This is a genomic window from bacterium (genome assembly GCA_035295165.1).
Lineage (GTDB): Bacteria > Sysuimicrobiota > Sysuimicrobiia > Sysuimicrobiales > Segetimicrobiaceae > JAJPIA01.
Map to the genome: position 1 here is coordinate 35,674 of DATGJN010000115.1, position 23,874 is coordinate 59,547.

At 70.7% G+C, this 23,874-nt stretch carries 19 protein-coding genes and 1 tRNA gene; 16 read left to right on the forward strand and 4 right to left on the reverse strand.

What is annotated here, in order from left to right; genetic code table 11:
- Positions 1-52 precede the first annotated feature (52 nt).
- The gene (locus VKZ50_20485; GenBank protein ID HLJ62106.1) at positions 53-325 is read left to right on the forward strand and encodes a hypothetical protein; all 273 of its coding nucleotides are present in this window, start codon (positions 53-55) and stop codon (positions 323-325) included.
- 11 nt (positions 326-336) lie between these two features.
- Here the strand turns inward: VKZ50_20485 and VKZ50_20490 are convergent, their stop codons facing one another.
- The gene (locus VKZ50_20490; protein HLJ62107.1) at positions 337-1,341 is read right to left on the reverse strand and encodes a Gfo/Idh/MocA family oxidoreductase; all 1,005 of its coding nucleotides are present in this window, start codon (positions 1,339-1,341) and stop codon (positions 337-339) included.
- A gap of 82 nt (positions 1,342-1,423) precedes the next feature.
- Between VKZ50_20490 and VKZ50_20495 the strand changes: the two genes are divergently transcribed.
- The 4 genes from VKZ50_20495 to tcuB all read left to right on the forward strand — a co-directional run bounded on the left by VKZ50_20495 (position 1,424) and on the right by tcuB (position 5,800).
- Entirely contained in the window at positions 1,424-2,560 is a 1,137-nt protein-coding gene (locus tag VKZ50_20495; GenBank protein ID HLJ62108.1) for a GGDEF domain-containing protein, read from the forward strand.
- 176 nt (positions 2,561-2,736) lie between these two features.
- Positions 2,737-3,165, forward strand: coding sequence for a cupin domain-containing protein (locus VKZ50_20500; protein ID HLJ62109.1), 429 nt, complete (start codon positions 2,737-2,739; stop codon positions 3,163-3,165).
- A 123-nt stretch (positions 3,166-3,288) separates the two neighbouring features.
- Positions 3,289-4,716 (forward strand): FAD-dependent tricarballylate dehydrogenase TcuA, encoded by a 1,428-nt coding sequence (gene tcuA / locus VKZ50_20505; protein HLJ62110.1) that lies wholly within the window; start codon positions 3,289-3,291, stop codon positions 4,714-4,716.
- Complete coding sequence (gene tcuB / locus VKZ50_20510; protein HLJ62111.1) at positions 4,703-5,800, forward strand: tricarballylate utilization 4Fe-4S protein TcuB; 1,098 nt, start codon at positions 4,703-4,705, stop codon at positions 5,798-5,800. Before tcuA ends, tcuB begins: the two co-directional genes overlap by 14 nt.
- 64 nt (positions 5,801-5,864) lie before the next feature.
- Here the strand turns inward: tcuB and VKZ50_20515 are convergent, their stop codons facing one another.
- A complete protein-coding gene (locus VKZ50_20515) occupies positions 5,865-6,215 on the reverse strand; it encodes a hypothetical protein (protein ID HLJ62112.1) in 351 nt (116 codons plus the stop codon).
- Positions 6,216-6,646: 431 nt separating this feature from the next.
- A complete protein-coding gene (locus VKZ50_20520; GenBank protein ID HLJ62113.1) occupies positions 6,647-6,988 on the reverse strand; it encodes a 4a-hydroxytetrahydrobiopterin dehydratase in 342 nt (113 codons plus the stop codon).
- A gap of 321 nt (positions 6,989-7,309) precedes the next feature.
- Here VKZ50_20520 and VKZ50_20525 point away from each other — a divergent pair, with 321 nt between their 5' ends.
- The 6 genes from VKZ50_20525 to VKZ50_20550 all read left to right on the forward strand — a co-directional run bounded on the left by VKZ50_20525 (position 7,310) and on the right by VKZ50_20550 (position 16,550).
- A complete protein-coding gene (locus VKZ50_20525) occupies positions 7,310-8,263 on the forward strand; it encodes a VOC family protein (protein HLJ62114.1) in 954 nt (317 codons plus the stop codon).
- A 371-nt stretch (positions 8,264-8,634) separates the two neighbouring features.
- Positions 8,635-11,565, forward strand: a complete 2,931-nt coding sequence (locus VKZ50_20530) for an FAD-linked oxidase C-terminal domain-containing protein (GenBank protein ID HLJ62115.1) — start codon at positions 8,635-8,637, stop codon at positions 11,563-11,565.
- Between the two features lie 73 nt (positions 11,566-11,638).
- Positions 11,639-13,378 (forward strand): gamma-glutamyltransferase family protein, encoded by a 1,740-nt coding sequence (locus VKZ50_20535; GenBank protein HLJ62116.1) that lies wholly within the window; start codon positions 11,639-11,641, stop codon positions 13,376-13,378.
- A 10-nt stretch (positions 13,379-13,388) separates the two neighbouring features.
- Complete coding sequence (locus VKZ50_20540) at positions 13,389-14,597, forward strand: FAD-binding oxidoreductase (GenBank protein HLJ62117.1); 1,209 nt, start codon at positions 13,389-13,391, stop codon at positions 14,595-14,597.
- 106 nt (positions 14,598-14,703) lie between these two features.
- Positions 14,704-16,386, forward strand: coding sequence for a thiamine pyrophosphate-binding protein (locus VKZ50_20545; protein HLJ62118.1), 1,683 nt, complete (start codon positions 14,704-14,706; stop codon positions 16,384-16,386).
- Positions 16,387-16,475: 89 nt separating this feature from the next.
- Positions 16,476-16,550 (forward strand) — tRNA-His (locus VKZ50_20550).
- A gap of 101 nt (positions 16,551-16,651) precedes the next feature.
- Here the strand turns inward: VKZ50_20550 and VKZ50_20555 are convergent.
- Positions 16,652-17,521 carry an EamA family transporter gene (locus VKZ50_20555; GenBank protein HLJ62119.1) on the reverse strand — a complete coding sequence of 290 codons (870 nt, stop codon included), beginning with the start codon at positions 17,519-17,521 and terminating at the stop codon, positions 16,652-16,654.
- 543 nt (positions 17,522-18,064) lie between these two features.
- Between VKZ50_20555 and VKZ50_20560 the strand changes: the two genes are divergently transcribed.
- From VKZ50_20560 to VKZ50_20580, 5 genes are all read left to right on the forward strand, one after another.
- Positions 18,065-19,411: a hypothetical protein gene (locus VKZ50_20560; GenBank protein ID HLJ62120.1), complete on the forward strand. Its 1,347-nt coding sequence runs from the start codon at positions 18,065-18,067 to the stop codon at positions 19,409-19,411.
- Positions 19,401-20,363 (forward strand): ATP-dependent sacrificial sulfur transferase LarE, encoded by a 963-nt coding sequence (larE, locus tag VKZ50_20565; GenBank protein ID HLJ62121.1) that lies wholly within the window; start codon positions 19,401-19,403, stop codon positions 20,361-20,363. The genes VKZ50_20560 and larE overlap by 11 nt, the downstream gene beginning before the upstream one ends.
- The gene (larB, locus tag VKZ50_20570) at positions 20,360-21,148 is read left to right on the forward strand and encodes a nickel pincer cofactor biosynthesis protein LarB (protein ID HLJ62122.1); all 789 of its coding nucleotides are present in this window, start codon (positions 20,360-20,362) and stop codon (positions 21,146-21,148) included. Before larE ends, larB begins: the two co-directional genes overlap by 4 nt.
- Positions 21,129-22,379: a nickel pincer cofactor biosynthesis protein LarC gene (gene larC, locus VKZ50_20575; protein HLJ62123.1), complete on the forward strand. Its 1,251-nt coding sequence runs from the start codon at positions 21,129-21,131 to the stop codon at positions 22,377-22,379. The genes larB and larC overlap by 20 nt, the downstream gene beginning before the upstream one ends.
- A 185-nt stretch (positions 22,380-22,564) precedes the next feature.
- Positions 22,565-23,422: an aldo/keto reductase gene (locus VKZ50_20580; GenBank protein ID HLJ62124.1), complete on the forward strand. Its 858-nt coding sequence runs from the start codon at positions 22,565-22,567 to the stop codon at positions 23,420-23,422.
- Positions 23,423-23,874 lie beyond the last annotated feature (452 nt).

Sequence of the window (23,874 nt, forward strand, 5' to 3'; positions counted from 1 at the left end):
CATCGGTGTGCATAGAGGCCACCGTGACGTCGACAGGGGAGGTTCCCGCGGAATGGTCAGGAGAGACTGTCCCGAGCCCGCGCCCGCGTCCCAAGGACGGTACGTGTACGCCATCGCGATCACGCGGACGGGTCCTGCCGGGGGATACGAGTGGAAGGTCATGCGACGGCTAGAGGCCGCGGCGCTCCGTCGTGGGGCCGCGGTCGAGCCCGCCCTCCCGGCGTGTCGAGGCACGGCGCGCACCTGTGACGAAGCGCAACGGAAGGCGCAGGCGGCACGGAAGACGATCATGGAGCAACACCGCACGGCGGACGCCCCGCGGTAGCACCGCGCCGGTCACGCGACCGGTTCCCGACGCCCGCTTCGCAGCGACGCGTGGAGCGCCGACAGCACGCGGATGTTGCCGACGGCGTCCTGCGGCGACAGGGCGAGCGTCGCGCCCGATAGGACGTCGCCGAAATGCTCGACCATCCGCTGGTACTGGTCGACCCCGGGAAACCGCGTCACCTCTCGCTCGCGTCCCCGCTCGAGGACACACTCCGTCTCCGCGACGCCCGGGAGGAACGCGTCTGGTGCCGAAACGCGGAGGATGCCCTCCGTCCCGACGATCTCGTACTCCTGCCGCCGGGGCAGCGTCAGGCCGCAGTCGATCACCGCCAGGCGGCGGTCGTGGAAGCGGAGGACGCCGCCGGTTACCTCGTCGATGCCGCTTGGGCCGAGCGCGCCGAACGCCACGGCGTCCGTGGGTGCCCCCAGGACCGCGCGGCAGATGTTGACCGCGTAGCACCCCACGTCGAAGAGCGCGCCACCGCCGAGGCCCGGATCGAAGCGGATGTTGCCCCGAGGCGTCTGCACTTGGAACGTGAACGACGCCCGCACGAGCCGGAGGTCGCCGAGGGCCCCCGAGGCTGCGATCTCGAGGACCCGCTGCGTGCGCGGGTGGAACCGGTACATGAACGCCTCCATCAGCGTCACGCCGCGGCGCTGGCACCCGTCGACCATCGCCTCGCAGTCGGCTGCGGAAACGGCCAGCGGTTTCTCGCAGAGCACGTGCTTGCCCGCCTCCGCGCACCGCAGGGTCCACTCGCGGTGCAGCGTGTTGGGGAGGGGGATGTAGATCGCGTGCACCTCGCGATCGGCCAGCAACGCCTCGTACGATCCGTACGCGCGCGGCACGCCGAGGCGCTGCGCCGCCTCCTGCGCGCGGGAGAGCGTGCGGCTGGCGATGGCCACGAGGCGCGCGTTCCGCGCGCCTCGCAGCGCGGGGATCACCGCGATCGTGGCGATTCTCGCGACGCCTAGCACTCCCCAGTTGACGGTGTCCACCGACGGTCTCCTCACCCGGCGGCCTCCTGCGCGGACGGTGCCGGTTCAAGTCAAGCTACGTTGCGGTTGCGGTGATTCCTCCGCCGCAGGCTCGACCGTGCTCGGCGCGGCCGGCCCAGCCTCGCTCGCGGGGGAGGGTCTCCAGCGTACGCGGGCGCTGACGCATGTCGCAGGGTTCCGATTCCTCGACGACACGGACGGCGGCGCCCAAGCAGGAGCCTGTCCCCGTACTGCGAACCGAGTCAGCGTGCAGGAATCGCGCACCTTCTCTCAGGCCCTGAGCGCCGCCGCCGGCCGGATCTCCGGCGAGTGGGCCGACCGGTTGACCGCGATTCCCATCTTTGGAACCCGGTCGGGCGAGTCGCTCCGTGCCACATGCCTGACATATCTCCACTCGCTGGCCCGCTGGCTCGTCCAACGCGATGACGAAGAGTTGCGGCAGGCGGTGACGGGGCAGACGAAGGCGGATATCCAGGCGGGGCTGACCGCGGCGGACGCGGTGAAGGTGTACTTGGCGCTCCAGGACGTCCTCTGGGACGAGCTCGATCGCTGGGCGGTTGGGCGGCCTACGCTCGCCTCGTTCGAGGCCGTGGCGAAACACCTGGCGGCGGGCATGGGGCTGAGCGTCCAGGCGGCCATGGTGGAGTATCAGCGCGTCACTGCCACACAACTTGCGTTGCAGCGCGAAGAGCAGGAACGACTGGCGCTGAGCCTCGAGCGCGCGCAAGTCAACGACGCCCTCACCGGTCTGTACACGCGGGCTTACTGTTTGGAATACCTCGATCGCGAGGTCCGACGGGCGCACCGGTACGGCTATGCGGTGTCGCTGCTCGTGGTCGACGTGGACGGGTTCGACGCTGTCGTCGCCTCGCTGGACGCGACCGGCGGTGACGCGGTCATCCGCGGGATCGCCGAACAGCTCGCGTCGGCGGTCCGCGAGGTCGATCTCGTCTGCCGGCTCGGTACGGACGTGTTTGGCGTCGTGCTCCCGCACATTCGGGCCCGCCCCGCGTCCGTGGTGGCGGAACGCCTGCGGACGATCGTGGAGAACTGGATGCCCGCGGTGTCGAACATCCAACTCGATCGGCAGGTCACGGTTTCGGTGGGCGTAGCCGGCCTTCCCGACGACGCGTCGACCGCCGACGAGTTGCTCCTTCGGGCGGAGGCCGCGCGCACACACGCCAAACGCATCGGCAAGAACGTGGTGGTCGCCGCCGCGGACCTCCCGACGTAATCGGCAGTCGGCCCGGTCACGCCAGACGCGCGTGCACTGCGCACCGAGCGACCGGATCGCTGGGCGCGGATCACGTACCCACCGTTCGCACGTGCGCCGGGCGCTGCCCCCGCGCAGGAGGTTCCCGCGGTCCGGGTCAATTACCGAGGGACACTCTACGCTGAGAGGAGATTCCCATGGCACCCGTCGATGAGGACTTGAAACAGTTTGTGGACGGCGGGGACGGCATCCTGACCGTTCGTGGGAGCAAGTTGCACCGGGCGTGGAACAACATCCAGTACAAGACGGGGCTGTCCGCAAAGAACGTGGGGGCCACGAAGCTCTCCATGAATGTGGCCACGATTCCGCCTGGCGGGGTCGCCTACGCCCACATCCACGTTGATTTCGAAGTGATGCTCTACATCTTGCAAGGACGGGTCCGGCACGAGTACGGCCCCAACTGCTCCCTCAGTGTCGACAACGACGCGGGCGACTTCATTTTCATCGAGCCGGGCATACCGCACGAGGTCCGCAACCTCAGCGAGATCGAGCCCGTCGTGGCGGTGGTCGCGAGGTCCGACGCGTCCGAGTGGGAACACATTATCGCGTACGACCGGCGGAAGTAACCGCGGGTCGACTGGCGACTGCACCACGGCCTGGGGGGACGGCGCACGTCGCGCGGGCTGGGCTCGGCGGGTCGCCGGCGACGGGAAGGATGATGCCGGTACGATGAAGATCCGGCGAAGCGCATGAGCGTCGCGTCCGACGGCCCCGATCCGCGTGACGCCGGCGCGTCCTACGACGTGATCGTGGTCGGCGGCGGCCACGCGGCGCTCAGCGCGGCGCTGTCGGCTCGGCGCACCGCGGCGCGGGTGCTGATTCTGGAGCGGGCGCCCCGTCACATGCGCGGCGGAAACAGCCGGCACACCCGGAACGTCCGCTGCGCCCACGACCCGGGCGACGCCTACCTCACCGGCGAGTACGGCGAGGACGAATTTCTCGACGACCTGCGCAACGTCGGCGGCGGGCAACTCGACGCGGCGCTGGCCCGCTTCGCCGTTCGAGAGTCCAAGCTCCTCCCCGCGTGGATGACGGCACACGGCGTCGGGTGGCAGCGGGCGCTGCGGGGCACGCTGTCGCTGAGCCGGACGAACCGGTTCTTCCTCGGCGGCGGGAAGGCGCTCGTCAACACGTACTACGAAACGTGCCGACGCCTCGGGGTGGAGGTACGCTACGAGTCGAGCGTCGCGGACATTCGGATGGCGGGGCGCCGCGCCGAGGCGGTGGTCGTGGACTGCGGCGGGTCGCGCACGCTGGTGCGCGGGCACGCCGTGGTGGTCGCGGCCGGCGGGTTCGAGGCGAATCTCGATTGGCTCAGGCGCTACTGGGGAGACGCCGCGGACAACTTCGCCGTCCGCGGCACCCCCTACAACGACGGGACGATGCTCGCGGTGTTGCTGGACAAGGGCGCGATGCAGGTCGGGGACCCCAAGGGGTTCCATGCAATCGCCGTCGACGCCCGCGCGCCCAAGTACGACGGGGGCATCGCGACGCGTCTGGATTCGATCCCGTTCGGCATCGTCGTGAACCGGGTCGGCGAACGATTTTCCGACGAAGGCGAAGACCTGTGGCCGAAGCGGTACGCGACGTGGGGGGCCCGCGTGGCCGCGCAGCCGGGACAGATCGCCTACAGCATCGTCGATGCGAAGGCGATCGGGTGCTTTCTGCCGCCGCTGTACAAGCCGGTCCAGGCGGACTCCGTCGCGGCGCTGGCCGCGCGTCTTCAGATCGATGCTGGCGCGCTCGTGCGCACGGTGGACGACTACAACCGTGCCACCGTGGGGAACACGGCGTTTCGCGCGGACGTGCTGGACGGGCTTGCGACGCGCGGGCTCCGGCCCGCGAAGAGCAATTGGGCCCGTCCGCTCGATCGGCCGCCGTTCTCCGCCCTGCCGCTGCGCCCAGGCATCACCTTCACGTACATGGGAGTGGGCGTCGACGAGACGGCGCGCGTGGTCGACCGCCACGGGCAACCGTTCGTCAACCTCTACGCGGCAGGAGAGATCATGTCGGGAAACATCCTGGCAAGCGGCTACCTGGCCGGGTTCGGCATGACGATCGGCGGCGTCTTCGGGCGTCTGGCCGGCCGAGAGGCGGCGACGCATGCCGGGCACTGACCTGTTTCAGGAAGCCGAGCGCCAGTTGGTGGTCTGCAACGCGTGCCGGTACTGCGAAGGGTACTGCGCGGTCTTCCCCGCGATGGAGTTGCGGCAGGCGTTCACCCGGGGCGACATCACGTACCTGGCCAACCTGTGCCACGACTGCCGCGCGTGCTACTACGCGTGCATGTACTCGCCGCCGCACGAGTTCGGCGTGAACATCCCGCAGGTGCTCTCCGAGGTGCGGCGGGACGGCTACCGGCGGTACGGGTGGCCGCGGGCGTTCGCGCGCGCGCTGCACGGTGCGCGGGCGACGTGGGCGGTCGCCGCGGCGGCGATCGTCGTGGTGCTGGGGCTCGCCGTGCTGCTGGCCGGTCCCGGTCGGTTGCTCGGCGCGTACTTGGGGCCCGGCGCATTCTATCAGGTCGTCGCCTATTGGGCGATCGTGCTGCCGGGCGTCGCCGCGCTCTGCTACTGGCTCGGCGTCTGGACGGCCGGCGGCCTGTGGTTTTGGCGTGAGATCGGGGTGGGGCGCCCCGAGGCGCTGACGCTCCGCGCGGTGGGCGGCGCGGTGTGGGAAGCGCTGACCCTGCGCTGGCTCCGCGGCGGCGGGCCGGGATGTCCGTATCCCGAGGAACGAGCCTCGCCCCTGCGCGGCACCCTCCACGCGCTCGTATTCTACGGGTTTCTCGCGGCGCTCGCCTCGACGACCCTCGCCGCGATCGACCAAGATCTGTTGGGTCGAATGCCCCCATATCCGCTCGCCAGCGCGCCGGTCGTGCTCGGCACGTTTGGCGGGCTCGCGATCATCGTCGGCACCGCGGGGATGCTCGTTGCGAAGGCGCGGAGCGACCGGAGGCCGGCCGGCGGCGAGGCGCTCGCCATCGACTACGCGTTCGTGATCACGCTCGGGCTCGCGTCACTGACCGGCATGCTCACGCTGGCGCTCCGGGCGACCCACGTCATGGGCCTGACCCTCGTGATCCATCTGGGGATCGTCGCGGCGCTGTTCGTGACCGCACCCTACGGGAAGTTCGTGCACCTCGTCTACCGGGTCCTCGCGTTGGTGCGGAACCGGCTCGAGCGCGGCGCGGAACGATGAACGGACGAGAGGCGGGGGCCCGTGCGGCCGGCGCCATCCCCGGCGGGCCTCGCGAGACGGCGGTCTAGCGGGACCGGCGCGCGCCGACCAGGGTGCCGCGGCGCCACAAGGTGCCCGCCGACCTCGCCGCGCTCAGGTCGACGTTCGTGACGGTGAGTTCGACCCGCCTCGCGTAGGGATCGTGATGCCTCAGCAGGACCGTGACGTTCACGTCCCGGCGCGGCTCTGTGGCGCTCGCTTCGGTCCCGACCACGATGGCGAGCGTTGTGCCGCGGGCGATGTCCTTCGCCAGCCAGCGTCGGTAGTCGAAGTAAGTGTGGCACTCCCGGCACCAGATCGGCTTGGCGTCGAGTGAATGCGCAATCGCAAGCGTGATGATGGGCTTGGCCGTGGAACCGCACTCGGGACACGTCATGGTCGCGACCCTCTCGGTGTAAGGCGTTAATTCTTCTCACCCTCAGGGTCGCGCCGAATGGGTTGAGGTTCAGCCGTTCATGGGGATGATTCCGGGCCGTCGTCGGAATATGGCGGTTCCCTCGCCCGAGGGCCCACCCGCGCGGCCGACGGAAGCGGGTGATTGGGCGCGTGGCGTCAATGGGAGGCGGGTACGCGTTTATCGCAGCGGGGCTGCGCGGCCGCGCGCGCTCGGGCGGGGGCGGACGTCGCCGTGCAGGCCGTCGTGTTCGTCGCAAGACGGGGACGCGGCGGCCGGAATGTGACGCTTCGAGGCGACCAGGTGATCACCGAGGCGGTGTTGGGGGGTGTGGTTCGGGCGCGGCACGCTTCGGGCCGGGACGCGCCGCGGCGTCCCGGCCCGGCGTCACGCGGTCAGGTGCCGGCGACGTCCTACGTCCGCTCCGCCGCCGCGCGATCGATCTTGGCCGCCATGAAGAAATCGCTCTCGGTCAACCCGTCGATCTTGTGCGTCCACAGGTAGACGCGCACCTCGCCCCAGCGGACATACAGATCCGGATGGTGACCCTCGCGCTCGGCGACCGGCGTGACGGCGTTGACGAAGTCGACGGCCTGCACGAAGTTCTTGAACCGGTATGATTTGATGAGCTTCTTGTTCGCCTCGACCTGCCAGCCGTCGAGTTGGGCGAGGAGCGGGGCGATCTGATCCGCTGTCAGCGGTGGTGTTCCGCCCAAACATGGAACGCACGTGCGATCGGCGAGTTCGTCGGCCATCACGGATCCCTCCGGCGCATGGACGTGCTGTGGGACTATTATACGGCGTGGGCTTCGCGATCGTGGCGGCGAGCGGTCGCGGAAATGCGGCGAGGTACCGCGCGCGGGCGCGCCCGTCGTGCCGGACCACGGCGGCGCGACGCTACTCGTCCTCCGGATCGACCCACTCCTCTTCGTCGGGCACGAAGGAACGCCGGCATTGCGGACAGTCGACTGTTTGCTCCTCCTCCGTCGGGACGAGGAGCAACACCGGAGAGGAACAGTAGGGGCATACGACCCGGATCACGCCCCCTATGATACCATGGCGGGGAGGTGATCCCGATGTCGGATGTGGCCATCAACCCGCGCGCGTCGGTCGGGCACGTTCGTCTCGGTGTGGCCGACCTGGGCGCGATGCTGGAATTCTACCGCGGCGTGCTTGGGCTCCGCCATGCGCTCACCGAGCGCGACGGCACCGTGCACCTCTCGGCCGATGGTCGGTACCCGTTTCTGTTCGGGCTGACCCCCGTGCCCGGCGCGTCGCGCCCGCCGAGGCGGGCGACGGGGCTGTATCATACGGCAATCCTGGTGCCCAGCCGGGCGTGGCTTGGGCGGGTGCTGCGGCACCTCATCGCCAGGGGGATCGGCCTGGACGGCGCGTCCGACCACCTCGTCAGCGAGGCGTTGTACCTACGCGACCCCGAAGGGAACGGCGTCGAACTGTACGCCGACCGGCCGCGCGAGGCGTGGCCGCACGTCGACGGGCAGGTGATGATGACCTCGGAGCCACTCGACCTGGATGCGCTCATCGCCGAGGGGCGCGACGGTGACGCGCCGTGGGACGGGGTACCGCCGGACACGCGGGTGGGTCACGTGCACCTCAGAGTCTCCGCGCTCGATCGGGCGGAGGCTTTCTACCGCGGCGTGCTCGGGTTCGACGTGACGCTGCGGAGATACCCGGGAGCCCTGTTCTTTTCCGCGGGCGGCTATCATCACCATTTGGGGACGAACGTCTGGGGCAGCGCGGGCGCGGCTCCGCCGCCTCCCAACGCGACGGGGCTGCGGTCGTTCGCCGTGCATTGTCCCGATGCGGCGGAGCTCGCGCGGATCGTTCGGAACGCGGAACGGGCGCACGTCCAGGTCGAGGGAGCGGTCGACCACGGAGTCAGCCAGGTCGTGACGCTCCGGGACGGGGACGGGATCGCGGTCGACCTCACCGTCGACCGCCCCGGCGCCGGCGACCCAGGCGGGTGGACGCAGAGGCCGGTGGGGCTCGCCGCGGTGGTCGACACGTAGCGACGCGCCCGGCTTGCTCCCGCCGCCGGCGCGCGTCGCGCCGCGCGTGAAGGAGCCGGCATCCCGCACGCAGAAGAGCGCGACGAACAGCAGTGGGCACCCGCACCCTGAGACGCACTCACGGTCGCACTCTCATCGCAGCACACGGAGGTGGGAACGATGTTGCTGGCCTTCATGCTGGTCGCGCTCGGCATCTTGTACGCCACGGGGCACATGGTTCTGCGCTAACCTGACCACCGCCGATTCTGTACCATTGACGACGCAGGGACGGCGGGCGTCGAGGTCTCGCGGTACGCCTCCCGACCACCGGGACGGCGGACGGTGTTTGCGCCCGAGGACCGATCACGCCGGGCACGGAGGCAGTGTCACCCATGGCTGATCGGACGCTGGGGCGAGACCTCGCCCACGACCTGCGGCAACGAATCCGCGGCGAGGTCCGGTTCGACGCGGTTTCCCGGGTGCTCTACAGCACCGACGCCAGCATCTACGAGATCGAACCCCTCGGCGCGGTGCTCCCGCGCGACGCCGACGACGTGCAGGCGGTTCTGGAAGTGACCCGCGCCGCGCAGGTGCCGGTGCTGCCGCGGGGGGGCGGGACGAGCCTCGCCGGACAGACCGTTGGGCGCGCGGTGGTGCTCGATTTCTCCAAGTACATGAACCGCGTCGTCGAAGTGGACGCGGAGGCCGGGTGGGCCAAGGTCGAGCCCGGCGTCGTCCGGAACGAGCTGTTGGCGGCCCTGGCGCCGGTCGGGCTCATCTTCGGACCCGAGACGTCCACGAGCAGCCGCGCGACGATCGGCGGCATGATCGGGAACAACTCCTCGGGATCGCGCTCGATCGTGTACGGAAAGACGATCGACACGGTCCTCGAGTTGCGGGCGATGCTCGCCGGCGGCACGGCGGTCACGTTCGGGCGGGTCGAGGCCGCCGAGGCGGCCTCGCGCGCTCACGCGAGCGACGCGGAGGGCCGGATCTACCGCGCGGTGGGCCGGATCGTCGAGGCGACGCGCGACGAGGTGGCCCGGCGGTTCCCCAAGATTCAGCGCCGCGTGGGCGGTTACAATCTGGACGAGTTCCCGGCTGGGGGAGCCGTCAACCTCGCGAAACTGCTCGTGGGATCCGAAGGCACGCTCGGCGTCGTGACGGAAGCGACGCTTCGCTTGGCGCGGCGGCCTCCCGCGACGGTGCTGGCGGTGTTCCAGTTCGACGACATCGTGCCGGCGCTCGAGTATACGTCCGAGATCCTCGACACCGAGCCCACCGCAGTCGAACTGACCGACAAGTTCATTCTGGACATGGCGCGTCAGGCGCGTGAGCACCGGCACCGGCTGACCTTCGTCGACGGCGACCCTGGTGCGATTCTCGCGGTGGAGTATGCCGGCGAGAGCCGGGAGGCGCTCGTCCCGAAGCTCGATGCGCTCGAGGCGCGGATGCACCGTGCGGGATTCCGCGGCCCTATGCGCCGGATCGTCGACCCCGGCGCCCAGGCGAACCTGTGGGCGGTGCGGGAGGCGGGCGTGGGCCTCCTGCTCGGCATGAAGACCGCCCGCAAGCCGGTCGCGTTTGTGGAGGACAGCGCGGTGCGGCCGGACCGGATCGCGGAGTACACACGGCGGTTCCGCGACATCGTCCGGCGGCACGGGACGGAGGCGTCGTTCTACGGGCACGCCAGCGTCGGGCTGCTCCACACGCGCCCGATTTTGGACCTCAAACAGGCTCGGGACGTTCAGGAGATGCGTGAGATCGCCGAGGAGATCAGCGATCTGGTGCTGGAGTTCGGCGGCGCGCTGAGCGGGGAACACGGGGACGGCCTCTCGCGCGGCGCGTTCATGACGAAGATGTTCGGGCCGGTGCTGTACCAAGCGTTCCGGGAGGTCAAGGCGGCGTTCGACCCCGACGGACTGATGAACCCCGGCAAGATCGTGGATGTCGCGCCGATGACGGAGTCCCTCCGCTACGGGCCTGCGTACCACGCCGTCGAGCCCGCAACGATCCAGGACTTCAGCCGAGACGGTGGATTCGCGAACGCGGTTGAGCTGTGCAGCGGCGTCGGGGCGTGTCGCAAGCAGCGCGGCGGGACGATGTGCCCGTCCTACATGGTGACGCTGGAGGAGGCGCACAGCACTCGCGGTCGCGCCGATGCGCTGCGCGCGGCGATCTCCGGCCGGTTGCCCGCGGATGCGCTCACGGGCCGGGAGCTCTACGACGTCATGGATCTCTGCATCGCCTGCAAAGCCTGCAAGGCCGAGTGTCCCAGCAACGTGGATATGGCCAAGCTGAAGCACGAGGTCCTCGCCCACTACTATGACGTGCACGGGCTGCCGCTCCGTGCGCGTGTGTTCGGCTCGGTCGCGGCGATGGGCCCGCTCGGGTGCGCGACGGCCCCGGTCTCGAACTGGCTGCTCCGGAGCGCCCCGGTGCGCTGGGCCCTCGACCGCGGGCTCGGGATCGACGCCCGCCGCCGCCTGCCGGCGTTCGCCCGCCACCGCTTCAGCCAATGGTTCGCGGCTCACCGGCGCGCCTCGGGCGCGCGGAAGACAGCGGAACGCGCAGGCTCGGGGGCACCCGCCGCGGGCCGCCGCGTGCTGCTGCTCGTGGACACCTTCACCGAGTTCTACTACCCTGCGATCGGTCGGGGTGCGGTGCGGTTGCTCGAGGCGGCCGGCTGTCGCGTCGAACTCGCGCCGACCCGGTGCTGTGGGCGGCCCATGATCTCGAACGGGATGCTCCGGGAGGCGCGGGCGCTCGCCGACGCCAACGTCGCGCGCCTGAGGCCGTACGCGGACGAGGGCGTCCCGATCGTGGGGCTCGAGCCGTCATGCGCGGTGACGTTCAAGGACGAGTACCCAGACCTCGCGCCGGGTGCGGCCGCGGACGCGGTCGCCCGGCAGACCTACCTGTTCGAGGAGTTCCTCGCCGCCCTCCAAAGCGCGGGGACCCGCCTGCCGTACGCGCGGCAGGAGCGCCGCGTCCTGCTCCACGGCCACTGCCACCAGAAGGCCATGGTAGGGATCGGTCCCTCCGTGGCCGTGTTGACGTCGGTGCCGGGCTGGCGCGTCGAGCCGATCGACTCGGGATGCTGCGGCATGGCCGGATCGTTCGGGGTGGAGCGCGAACACTACGACGTGTCGCTCTCGATGGGAGAGCGCGTGCTGTTCAAGGCCCTGCGCGGCGCCCCCGCGGACGCCGTGGTCGTCGCCGCCGGGGCGTCGTGCCGCCAGCAGATCGCGCACGGCACCGGCCGGCGGGCGCTCCACCCGGCGGAAGCACTTGCCGGGGCGCTCGCCCAGACCGACGGGTGAGCCGGTCCCGGTCGCCGGCCTGGCCGGTCGCGCGTGTGAGCACCGTACGCATACGTACGAGGTGAGGTGACCGATGATGCCGGTGGAATTCGCTCCGTTCTCGACCTACCGCCCGCCGGTGCTGGGGACGCGCTGCATGGTGGCGTCGGGCCACTATCTCGCGAGCGCGGCGGCGGCGCGGATGCTCGACCGCGGCGGGAACGTCGTGGACGCCGGCGTCGCGGCGGGTCTCTGCATCAACGTTGTGCAGCCCGACATGACGAACCTCGGCGGCGTCGCGCCGATCATCCTGCACCAGGCCCGGACGGGGGAGACGGTCACGATCAGCGGCCTCGGGTGGTGGCCTCGGGCGGCGACGATCGAAGACCTCCGCCGCCGCGAGGCGACGACGTTTCGCGGCATCCTCACGTCCGTCATGCCCGCCGCGCTCGACGCCTGGGTGGAGGCGCTCGACCGCTACGGGACGATGGCGTTTGCCGATGTGGCGGCGCCCGCGATCGAGCTCGCCGAGCGAGGCGTCCCCGTGAACCGTCACCTCGCGGCGAACATCGTGGAGCACGCGCCGCAGATCGCCGCGTGGCCGTCGTCGCGGGAGATCTTCCTCGGCCGCGGCCGTCCGCCGCGCGTCGGGGAGCGTCTGGTGCAGGCGGATCTCGCCCGGACGCTGCACCGGCTGGTCGACGCCGAACGCGGCGCGCCGGGACGGCACGAGGGGCTCGAGCGCGTGCGCGATCTGTTCTACCGCGGCGACGTCGCCCGCGCGATGGCCGCGTTCTCGCAGGCGCAGGGCGGGTTCGTGACCACGGCGGACCTCGCGGGGTTTCGGGTGCGGCGGGAGCCGGCGTACTCGACGACGTACCGCGGGCACGAGGTGTACGCCTGCGGCCCATGGTGCCAGGGGCCGGTCGTGCTCGAAGCGCTGAACGTGCTCGAAGGCTACGACATCGCGTCGATGCCCCGGAACAGTGCGCCGGTGCTGCACCTCGTCGTCGAGGCGCTCAAGGCGGCGTTCGCCGACCGGCACGCGTACTACGGCGATCCGGAGTTCGTGCGCGTGCCGATGAAGGGCTTGCTGTCCAAGGCCTATGCGGCCGACTGGCGAGCCCGCATCGACGCCGACGCCGCCGCGCCTGGGCTGCCCGAGGCCGGCGACGCGTGGCGTCACGAGGCCGGCGGGATCGAGGCCGGACGCGCGCCGCATCCTGTGCCGGTGCGGGGACCGGCGCCTCCCGACACGAGCTACGTCTGTGTGATGGACGCCGACGGCAATGCGTTCTCCGCCACCCCGAGCGATCCGGTGTTCGGCGCGCCGGTGGTGCCGGGGCTTGGACTGATCATCTCGCCGCGCGGTTCGCAGTCGTGGGATGATGTCCGGCATCCGAGCTGCCTCGCGCCCGGCAAACGCCCGCGCCTCACACCGAACCCCGGACTCGTGCTGCGGGATGGACACGTCGTGATGGCCTATGGCACCCCGGGCCTCGACGTGCAGCCGCAGGCGATGGTGCAGTTTCTCTTGAACGTGCTGGACTACGGGCTTGACGTGCAGCAAGCGATCGAGGCGCCGCGGCTGGCGACGTACAGCTTTCCCTTGAGTAGCCACCCGCACGCCTACGAACCCGGTAAGTTGTGCGTGGAGGGGCGGGTGCCCGCCGACGCCGTGCACGGTCTCGCGCGGCGCGGGCACCGTGTCACGGGGTGGCCCGAGTGGACCCCGCAGGCCGGCTCGGTGTGCGGGATCGTCCGCGACCCGGCCGAGGGCGTCCTCGCCGGCGGCGCGGATCCGCGCCGATTGTCGTACGCGATCGGGTGGTGAGGAGGCGCACATGACATCGACGGCGGACGTGGTTGTTGTCGGGGGAGGCGTGGTCGGCGCCAGCGTGGCGTTCCACCTCGCGGCGCGCGGCGTCACGCGCGTGGTGCTCTGCGAGCGTCGGTGGCCGGCCGCGGGCGCCACCGGCAAGTCGGGCGCGCTCGTGCGCATGCACTACACGAACGAGCCGGAGGCGCGGCTCGCGTTCGCGAGCCTGGAGTACTTTCAGCATTGGGGCGACGTCGTGGGCGCCGGGTCCGCGGGCTTCGCGAAAACCGGAATGGTGCGGTTCGTGGCCCCCGCCGACGACGCGAAGCTCCGCGCGAACGTCGCCATGCTGCGCGGGCTCGGCGTCGAGACGGCGCTCCTGGAGCGCGAGGATCTGCGCGCCATCGTGCCGTGGTGGTACGTGGACGATGTCGCGGCGGCCGCCTACGAGCCGGAGTCGGGGTGTGCCGATCCGGTCGCGACGACCCACGGGTTCCTGGCGCGGGCCCGCGAGCTGGGCGCGGACGTCCGGCTCGGCACTGAGGTGACGGCGGTGCGGACGTCCGGCGACCGCGTCGTGGGTGTGGACACGAGCGGTGGGGCGATCGCTGCGCCGGCGGCGGTGGTGGCCGGGGGCGCGTGGACGGTGCCGATGTTGCGCGGCCTCGGTGTTCGCGCGACGTTGCAGCCGATGCGTACCCAGGTGGCCGTGTTCCGCCGACCGCCGGCCATTGAGACGCCGCACCCGGTGTGCATCGACGGCGCGTACGAGATGTGGCTACGGCCGGAAGGTCCGAACTTCTTCTCCACGCTCGTCGGTATCTCGCAGCGGCAGGAGATCAGCGACCTCGATGGGTGGAGCGAGGGGGTGGACGGCGACTACACGTGGCGGGCCCGCGGGCGCATGATCCGGCGCATCCCCGGGATGGCCGACGCCCCGATGCGGGGCGGCTGGGCCGGCGCCATCACGCTGACCGAGGACGGCAAGCCGGTGATCGACCGTCACCCGCGCCTCGCGGGGTTGTGGTTCTGTACCGGAGACAACGGATCGTCGTTCAAGACCGCGCCGGCTGTGGGCCGGGCGGTCGCCGAGTGGATCACGGACGGGACGCCCCGCGTCGTCGACCTCCATCCGTTCCGCGCCAGCCGGTTCGACGAAGGCGCCCCGCTCGTCGGTGCACACGAGTATACGATCGGAGAACCCGATCGGCCGAAGGGCGTCATGCTCGGCTGAGACACGTGGGCCACGCCGGACGGGTGTCGACCGCGCGGGCCCGGCCGGAACGGGCGCCGTGGCGCGCGATCGGAATCGCGGAATCGGTGATGCCATGGGGTGGGCGATGAACCAGCCTCGTCCCCGTACTGCGGCCGATGCGTTTGTCGCGACCCTGCGGGACGCAGGTGTCCGCCACCTGTTCGGCCTTCCGGGGTCCACCGAGGCGAGTCTGTTGGACGCGCTCGCGCGCGACGGCCAGCTCCGCTACGTGATGGCGCTCCACGAGAGCGCCGCGGTCGGCATGGCGGACGGGTACGCGCGCGCGACCGGCCGGCCGGCGGTTGTGAGCCTCCACACGTCCGTCGGCGTCATGAACGGGATGGGGCACACGTACAACGCGTGGCGGGACCAATCGCCGGTCGTCGTCACCGCGGGGCACAAAGACCGCGACGTCCTGGCGCAGGACGGCTTCTGCGCGCTGCCGGACCTGCCCGGACTGCTGGCCTCGTTTACGAAGTGGACGTGGCAGAGCCTGAGCGCGTCCGCGGTGGCGAGCGATCTTCGTCGCGCGCTGCACGTCGCCTCGGTGCCGCCGCGGGGACCGGTGTTTCTCGCGATCCCCGAGGACATGCTCGGCGAGCCGGTCACCACGGGAACGCCAGCTCCGTCCCATCCGGAGGCGGACGGGCACGCGGATGCATCGCTGGCGCGGCGGCCGGACGCCGCCGCCGTGCGCCTCGCCGCAATCCGGTTGCTCCAGGCGCGGGCGCCCGTGCTCCTCCTGGGGAACGACGTGGCGCCGGCGGGCCCGGACGCCGTCGCGCTCGCGGAGGCGCTCGCGGTGCCCGTCCTCGTTTCCGATCCGACGGAACTCGCTGTGCTGCCGTTCCCGACCGGGCATCCCCACTATCTCGGCGTTTACGGCGGCGAGCCGGCGGTGCTGGACGGATGCGACGTGCTCGCGGCGATCGGAGGCCGCGTGTTCTTCCCGTTCTCGGGGCCGCGGGCTCCGCAGCTCCCGGCGGGGGCGACGCTGATCCACGTGCACCCGGATCCCCGGCAGGTCGGGTGGAGCGTCCGGCCGAGCGTGGGCATGGCGGCGGACGCGGGCCCGACGCTGCGCGACCTCGCCGCGGCCGCGGCGTCGCTCGGCGGTCTCGACCCAGCGGCGCGGACGGCGCGTGAGGCGCGCGTCGCGTCGCTTCGCCACGCCAGGCGCGCACGTCTCGCGCAGGAACGAGACGCGCGATGGGACGCCGTTCCGATCTCCGTGCCCCGCGTGATGACCGAGATCGGCCGCGTGCTGCCGAAGGGCACGGTGGTCGTGGATGAGGCGGTGCGCTCGACGAACGTCGCGTTGTCGCATCTCCCGCTGCCCTCCGAAGCGGCGTGGCACCATACGGGCGGCGGCGCGCTGGGGTGGGGCGTGCCGGTGTCGATCGGCATGCGACTCGCGCAGCCCGAGCGCGCCGTGGTCGCGCTCGTCGGGGATGGAGCGTTTCACTTCAGCGCCCAAGCGCTGTGGACCGCAGCCCGGGAAGGGGTGTCCGTCGTGACCGTTGTGCTCGACAACGGAGGGTACCTCGCCGTGAAGCGCGCGATCGAAGGGTTCGTGGGCGCGCCCGCCCAACTCGGGGCCTACCCGGGGACGATCATCTCGCACCTCGATCACTGCGCGGTGGCCCGCGGCTATGGCGCGCGGGCCACGCTCGTCATGCGGCCCGACGAGCTCGCTCCCGCGATCGAGGCCGCGATGGCCTCGACCGGTCCGGCCGTCGTCGTGGTGCGCGTGGAGGAGGTGCGATAGAGGCCGCGTGGCCGCGCGCGGGGCCGTCTGGAGCGGCTCCAGGTATTGCGCCGACCGCTCCCGGCGGGGTAAAGTGTTCTATGCGAGCGGTGGCCGTAGCTCAAGGGCAGAGCACCAGACTGTGGCTCTGGGGGTTGCGGGTTCAAGTCCCGTCGGCCACCCCATAGTTCACCCGACTGACCGCATCGCGTGGAATGCGGAATTCACATACTCGCCGAAGTGGTGTTCCGATCTCGACGAGCGTCGCAGGTCGGCCGCGCCTGCGCTACGCGAATGCCAACAGCATGAGTGCGGTGGTCGCGGCGCACAGGCCGGCGACCTTGCGTGCGGTCCACGCTTCATTGAAGAACACGACGAAGAACACGACGCCGAACACCGCGGCGACCACGAAGCCCATCCGGGCGATCGGAACGACAACGCTTGCGTCGCCGTGTTTCAGACCGTGCAGCAGGAACAGGAAGGCCGCGATGAGCACGACGGCGGCCGGGCCCGAATGGATGGCGAATCCACGCGGTGGCCGGAGCGTGCGATTCGTCGCATAGGTCATCGCGGTCACGAGACCAGAGAACACAACCGCCTGAGCAGCGAGGATGGTTTCCGGCGTCGCGCCGCCGACAAGGCCGAGCTTATAACAGAAATTCGCCGCGCCGGTCGCAACCGTAGCGACGAGCACCTGACTGAGTGAACGACGCACCGCCGCCGGATCGATGCTCTCGCGCTGCAACGGACCGCCCAGCAGCAGCCAGCCGGCCGCAAGGGCGAGGAGGAAGCCGGCAAACCTGTCGCGTGTCAGCGGTTCATGGAGCACGCCGATCGCTAGCGCCGCCGTCACGATGAAATTGAGCCGGAACACCGGCGCGATGACGCTGACCGCACCGGTCCGCAGGCTGCGAGCGTAGTTGTAGAAGCCGATGAGAATGACCAGACCCGCGACGCCGCCCCATATGGCAGGCGGGGTGAATTCGAGCGTGCCGGTAATCCACGCATAGACAACGATCGCCGGGCAGAAAAACCAGGCCTGCCCGGTGAGGAAATGGTCGGCCGCGAGGCCGGCGCTCGCGGCGCGTGTGTAGATGACGTCGCCGAGGCCATAACAGATCAGCGCGGCGAGGGCATACGCAATCTCGCTTGTCACTCTGTGGCTGCGCGCTCGAGTACCGCACGCGCTTGTGGGATCGTCGCGACGGTTTTGGTGCGCCGCGTGCGCCGGGCGTGGCAAGCGACCGGGATCGGGCCACCCTCGCAGGCAACGCGCGATCCTGGGAACTCCACCGTCAACGCCGCGTCACACATGCGCTGAAACGGCTGGGTTGCTCTCTCACCCATGACGTACCGGTCTCCACGCCATCATGCTCGCGCCCAAACACGCATCAACCAACGGTCTTCGACGCCTGCCCGAGGGTCTCGGTGCGCCCCTCGGAACCCGCCGCGTCGATGTGACGTGACTTACGATACCACACAGGTTCGTTCCGATGGGGTGTTAACGGTTGGACGGCGCGCGTCGGGTGCGCGGTCGGGGCTTCACGAGTCTCACACGTCATCGGGCTGCGCGGGCCCCGGCCAAGGAATGCAGGCCGCTGCGTCGAACCCTGAACCCCGCTGGCGCGCGCACGGCGCGCCGCGGCGACGTCCGGCAACTCGGTCGTCACGTGCACTCGCGGTCCTTCGAGGCGTCCCCATGACAGAGGCGCAAAGGCATCAGTCTAACGCAGTCGTGGTGCAAGGGATCCGGGCGCCCGGGACAGTCTCCCTGCCTCGGATGGTTCGCGTCCGTCAAGCGTTCCCGACGCCGGGCCGGTGCGACGTCGAGGCGGAGATTCACCGGCGGGTCGACGCGCCGGGGATCGCACGGCGCATCCCGCGCGGGCCGGTTGCGGTCGCGGTCGGTAGTCGAGGCGTCGCGGAGCTGCCGGCGATCACGAAGGCGGTCGTGGACGCGCTGCGTCGGCACGGGGCCGAGCCGTTTGTTGTCCCCGCGATGGGAAGCCACGGTGGGGCGACGGCAGAAGGCCAGCGGGAGGTGCTCGTCGGTCTTGGTGTGACCGAGGCGACGGTGGGTGCCCCCGTGATCTCGTCGATGGACGTCGTGGATCTCGGCCGGCTGGGCGACGGCTCGCACGTGTACTGGGATCGGGAGGCGCAACGGGCCGGCGCGGCAGTCGTGATCGGCCGCGTCAAACCGCATACGGCATTCCGCGGCGTCATCGAGAGTGGCCTCATCAAGATGGCCGTGATCGGCATCGGAAAGCAGCGGGGCGCGCAATCCCTGCACGCGCCCGGCTTCGGTGCGTTTGCCGAACGCCTTATCGAGGCGTGGGGGGTTGTCGCGCAGCGCGCGCCGCTGTTGTTCGGCGTGGCGGTGATCGAGGACGCGTACGACGCGCCGGTGGAACTGGACGTCGTGGTCCCGGAGGCGTTCCTCGACCGGGAACCTCAATTGCTGGATCGTGCGCGCGGTCTCATGGCGAAACTCCCGGTGACCGAGGCCGACGTGCTCGTCGTGCAGGAGATCGGCAAGAACATCAGCGGCGACGGGATGGACCCAAACATCACGGGCCGGTACCCGACACCGTTCGCGTCGGGCGGCCCCACGATTCGGAAGATCGCCGTGCTGGACTTGACTCTCGAGACCCAGGGTAACGCGAACGGCGTGGGCCTCGCCGACTTCATCGCGCAGCGGGTGCTCGAAAAGATGGATCTTCACGCAACCTACATGAACGCGCTGACGTCGACGGTCATCGACAGCGTGCGCCTGCCCATGCTGCTGGCGACCGACCGGGACGTGCTGGACGCCGCCGTGCTGACCGCGCCTGCGGCCGACGCCGCGGGCCCCCGCCTGGTGTATATCCGAAACACGCTCGCGCTGCGCGAGGTCGCCGTTTCGGAGGCACTCATCCCGCACTTGCTCTCGCACGCCGCGGCCGCCGGCCAACCCTTCACGTTGGGGTTCTCGGAGAACGGAGCGCTGCGGTCACCGCTCGTCGCCGACCGATCGGGCATGGGGGGCGCATCCGATGCCAGGTGAACGGCGCGGTCACCCCTCGTCGCCGGACTCGACGACGACGGACGGCGCGGTCCCCTTGACGCCCGGGGCATCGGTCACGGGCACGGCGGCGCCGTCGGTGGGTGAGCAGGAGGAGCTCGCCGCCAAACAGGAACGTCTTTCGGCATTGCTCCACGGGATCGGGAGCGCGGTGGTGGCGTTTTCCGGCGGCGTCGACAGCGCGTACCTGCTGGCCGTTACCCACGACGTGCTTCGGGACCGGTGCGTGGCGGCGACCGCGGTATCCGCGTCGTTGGCCGCGGATGAGCTGGCTGGCGCGGAGCGGGTAGCCGCCCGGCTGGGGGTGCGGCACCTGCGGGTGCACACCAGCGAGTTCGAAGACGCACGGTATCTGCGGAACGACGGGCAGCGGTGCTACTTCTGCAAGCATGCGCTGTTCACGGTTCTCACGCGGCTCGCTCGCGAGTTGGATTTCGCGGCGGTCGTCTACGGTGCCAACGCCGACGACCGCGGCGACTACCGTCCCGGCATGCGGGCGGCGTCGGAGTTTGCGGTGCGCGCACCCCTGCTCGAGGCGGGGCTCGGCAAGGCCGACATCCGCACGCTCGCGCGGCGCGCGGGGCTCGAGGTGTGGGACAAGCCGGCGGCACCGTGCCTGGCGTCGCGGCTCCCGTATGGATCGCCGGTCACGGTGGCGGCCCTCCGCCAGATCGAGGCAGCGGAGCGCGTCGTGCGGGACTTGGGATTCCGCGACGTCCGCGTGCGCCACCATGGGGTGGCGGCGAGCGTCGAGGTGCCGGAGCCCGAGATCGGACGGCTCACGGTGGTGTTCGATCGCGTCGCGGACGCGCTGCGCGAGATCGGGTTCAGCACGGTACGGATCGCTCCGGACGGATTGCGCTCCGGGCGGTTTTCGGCAGGGCTGGCGCTCGCGGGTGGGGGCGCGGCGGGGTCCGACGGGCGACGCGCGTGAACGGCGACGCGCTGGCGCGGCTCTTGGAGCAGGTGCGGTTGGGACGGGTGGCCGTGGCCGACGCGGTGGCGGAGCTGCGCTGGCTGCCGTACGCGGATTTGGGGTTTGCGAAGGCCGATACCCACCGGCCGCTGCGGCGCGGGGCGCCGGAGGCGGTGTACTGCCCTGGGAAATCGCTGGCGCAGATCGTGGATCTCGCGTCGGCGCTGCGGCAAGCAGGGGAGCCGGTGTTGCTGACGCGGGCGACCCCCGAGGTCGCGGCGGGAGTGTCGGGGGCGTGTCCCGATGCCCGGTACGTGCCCGAGGCGCGGCTGATGATCCTCGGTCAACTGCCGACCGTGGGCGTCGGCTGCGTCGGCGTGCTCACCGGCGGGACGGGGGATCTGCCCGTGGCGGAGGAAGCCGCCTGGACCGCCGCGGCCATGGGCGCCGACGTGACCCGCGTCTTCGACGTCGGCGTCAGCGGTTTGCACCGGTTGGGGCCCCAGCGCGAGCTCCTGGACCGCGCGCGGGCGTTGGTGGTGGTCGCCGGCATGGACGGGGCGCTGCCGGCCGTGGTGGCCGGGCTCACGCGCGCGCCGGTGATCGGGGTGCCGACGAGCGTGGGGTACGGCGCGCATTTCGGCGGCCTCGCGCCACTGCTGACGATGCTAAACGCGTGCGCACCGGGCGTCGCGGTCGTCAACATCGACAATGGGTTCGGCGCGGGCTATCTCGCCGCGCAGATCAACGCGGCCGCCTCGCCGGTGGCGCGCGAGGAGACGCATGCGCATCGGATACCTTGATTGCGCCAGCGGGGCGAGCGGCGACATGCTGCTCGGTGCGCTCCTCGGTGCGGGGTGGCCAGAAGCGGCGTTGCAGGAGGTAGTCTCGGCCCTGGGCGTGCCGGTGCGAGTGACTGTCAGCCGCACCGAGCGCCGGGGGGTGCCGGCGATGCGCGTGGAGGTCGCGGAGGACGACCCGCCCCACGCTCGCGCGTACCCGCGCCTCCAGGAACTGCTCGCCGGAAGCCGGGTCGAAGTGTCGGTGCGTGCGCGCGCAGGCGCGGTGCTGCGGCGTCTTGCCGAGGTCGAATCCCAGGTGCACGGCGTGCCACTCGAGCAGGTGCATCTGCACGAGCTCGGCGGCCTGGATACGCTGGTCGACGTGGTGGGCGTACTGGCTGGCGTGACCGCGCTGAACATAGGGCGCGTCGTCGCGTCCCCCGTGAACGTCGGGCGAGGCTGGGTGCCGATCCAACACGGCGTCGTGCCGGTACCGGCGCCGGCGACGCAGGTGTTTCTGGAAGGGATGCCTGTGTACGCGGGCGAGGTCGAGGGCGAGTTGCTGACGCCGACCGGTGCCGCGCTGCTGCGGGCCGTCGTGGCCGAGTGGGGCGTGCTGCCGCCGATGCGTGTGGAGCGGATCGGGACTGGGGCCGGCCGGGCAGACCCCGCGCGGGCGAACGTGCTCCGGCTGTTCGTCGGCGAGGCGCTCGACGCGCCCCGCGAGAATGATCTGCCCGCGGTGACGCAAGTCGCCGCCCCACTCGGCGCAGAGCGGTTGGTCGTATTGGAAACGTCCATCGACGACATGAACCCGCAGGTCTACCCACACGTCACGGCCCGGCTGTTCGAGGCCGGGGCGTTGGACGTCGCGATCCTGCCGGCGGTGATGAAGAAGGGCCGACCTGGCCAGGTGTTGCGCGTTCTCACCGCGCCCGAGCAGGCGCGCGCGATCTGCGGGATTCTGTTTGCGGAGACGACGACGCTCGGGGTGCGTACCCACGACGTCACGCGTCTTGCGCTCCGCCGGCGCACCGTGGACGTGGAGACCGAGTACGGCCCAGTCCCGGTGAAGGTGGCGAGCGACGACGACGGCGTACTGAACGTGGCGCCGGAGTTCGAGGCGTGCCGCACGCTCGCGCAGCAGCACGGTGTACCGCTCAAGCGCGTCCTCGCCGCCGCACAGCGCGCGTCGGCGACGCTGCTCGTGCCGGCGTCGCTCCACCGCCGCGATGCACACACGTCGATCTAGTTCCCGCCGGCGAGGGTGCGGCGCGCGGCCGATCTCGCAGACGGGGCGTTCGCGACGTCGCGAGACGTCGTCATCGCCGAGGCGGCATTGCGCGGGGCGATGCGGAAGTAGGGCGTCGCGAAGCGTGTAATGGGAAGAGGATGGTGGAATCCGCGGCCGGATTCGGCGGCGCAGGGAGGCGGACCATGATCGCCACATCCACGTTCGGGCGGACCGGGCACGCGAGCACGCGGACGATCTTCGGCGCGGCGGCACTGGCGCGGGTCACACAAGACGACGCCGATCGCACCCTCGACGTCCTGCTCCGGTACGGCGTCAACCACGTCGACGTCGCGGCAAGCTACGGCGATGCCGAACTGCGGCTGGCGCCCTGGCTGAAGACCCACCGCGACCGCTTCTTCCTCGCCACGAAGACGGGCGGCCGCACGTACGACGCCGCGAAGCGCCAGATCCATCTGTCGCTGGAGCGTCTGGGCGTGGAGCGGATCGATCTCATCCAACTCCACAGTCTCTCCGACCCGATCGAGTGGGATACTGCGCTCAGCCCCGGCGGCGCCCTCGACGCCTGTGTGGAGGCGAGAGCGCAGGGATTGGTGCGGTTCATCGGGGTCACCGGGCACGGCACGCAAATCGCGGCCATGCACCTGCGCAGCCTCGAGCGGTTCGACTTCGACTCGGTGCTGCTGCCGTACAACTACATCACGATGCAGGATGGTCACTACGCCGCGATGTTCGAACGTGTCGTCGCCGTGTGCCGCGAACGGAACGTCGCGGTGCAAACCATCAAGGCGATTGCGCTGCGCCCGTGGTGGGGGCGGGAGCGCACGCACGCCACCTGGTACCAACCGCTTCACGAGCAGCGCGACATCGATGTAGCCGTGCACTGGGTGCTCTCGCGTCCGGGGATCTTCCTCAACACCGTCGGCGACATCACCCTGTTGCCGAAGGTGCTCGACGCGGCGAGTCGATTCACGTCGGCGCCGGACGCCGCGACGATGCGCGACGCCATCGCGCGGCTGGGGATGGTTTCGCTGTTCGTTTAAGAGGCCGCTCGCGCACTCACCGGCGTCGCCGCTCCGTGTGTCTCGGACGCCGCGAATTCCTACCCGTTCCAGTTGGAGGGGGTGGCGCCAATCGGCCCACCCGCCAGGCGGACGAGCACATCACCTTGATACGCGGCAGCGTGTTCTCCTCCCTGAGCGTCGTGCCACGCGGTCCGCGCACCGCGGCCGGCCGCTGCCGGCGCGTCCCTGTCACGACCTCCGCGTACCCGTCGCGCCCAATCTTGCACAGGGTGCCCTGGGCGAACGCTCGGCCGACATCGCCGTCGCCCCGATCGCGTGAACAGTGTAACACCCGCATCGTCATGGACGACCGGCGCGCGATCCGGACGGGCGCGCGACAGGGAATGCCTGCGAGACCTTGAAGATAGACGGGGGTGGACGCCGGCGGACTTGAAACGCGTTGGCCCCGGGGTCGCGGCTTCTGTTCGCGA

What these genes read in the sequence shown, in the direction of transcription:
- VKZ50_20485 (HLJ62106.1), top strand. Translation starts at nt 53, where the DNA reads ATGGTCAGGAGAGACTGTCCCGAGCCCGCGCCCGCGTCCCAAGGACGG.
- VKZ50_20500 (HLJ62109.1), top strand. Translation starts at nt 2,737, where the DNA reads ATGGCACCCGTCGATGAGGACTTGAAACAGTTTGTGGACGGCGGGGAC.
- tcuA (HLJ62110.1), top strand. Translation starts at nt 3,289, where the DNA reads ATGAGCGTCGCGTCCGACGGCCCCGATCCGCGTGACGCCGGCGCGTCC.
- tcuB (HLJ62111.1), top strand. Translation starts at nt 4,703, where the DNA reads ATGCCGGGCACTGACCTGTTTCAGGAAGCCGAGCGCCAGTTGGTGGTC.
- VKZ50_20515 (HLJ62112.1), bottom strand. Translation starts at nt 6,215, where the DNA reads ATGACGTGTCCCGAGTGCGGTTCCACGGCCAAGCCCATCATCACGCTT.
- VKZ50_20520 (HLJ62113.1), bottom strand. Translation starts at nt 6,988, where the DNA reads ATGGCCGACGAACTCGCCGATCGCACGTGCGTTCCATGTTTGGGCGGA.
- VKZ50_20525 (HLJ62114.1), top strand. Translation starts at nt 7,310, where the DNA reads ATGTCGGATGTGGCCATCAACCCGCGCGCGTCGGTCGGGCACGTTCGT.
- VKZ50_20530 (HLJ62115.1), top strand. Translation starts at nt 8,635, where the DNA reads ATGGCTGATCGGACGCTGGGGCGAGACCTCGCCCACGACCTGCGGCAA.
- VKZ50_20535 (HLJ62116.1), top strand. Translation starts at nt 11,639, where the DNA reads ATGATGCCGGTGGAATTCGCTCCGTTCTCGACCTACCGCCCGCCGGTG.
- VKZ50_20540 (HLJ62117.1), top strand. Translation starts at nt 13,389, where the DNA reads ATGACATCGACGGCGGACGTGGTTGTTGTCGGGGGAGGCGTGGTCGGC.
- VKZ50_20545 (HLJ62118.1), top strand. Translation starts at nt 14,704, where the DNA reads ATGAACCAGCCTCGTCCCCGTACTGCGGCCGATGCGTTTGTCGCGACC.
- VKZ50_20560 (HLJ62120.1), top strand. Translation starts at nt 18,065, where the DNA reads ATGACAGAGGCGCAAAGGCATCAGTCTAACGCAGTCGTGGTGCAAGGG.
- larE (HLJ62121.1), top strand. Translation starts at nt 19,401, where the DNA reads ATGCCAGGTGAACGGCGCGGTCACCCCTCGTCGCCGGACTCGACGACG.
- larC (HLJ62123.1), top strand. Translation starts at nt 21,129, where the DNA reads ATGCGCATCGGATACCTTGATTGCGCCAGCGGGGCGAGCGGCGACATG.
- VKZ50_20580 (HLJ62124.1), top strand. Translation starts at nt 22,565, where the DNA reads ATGATCGCCACATCCACGTTCGGGCGGACCGGGCACGCGAGCACGCGG.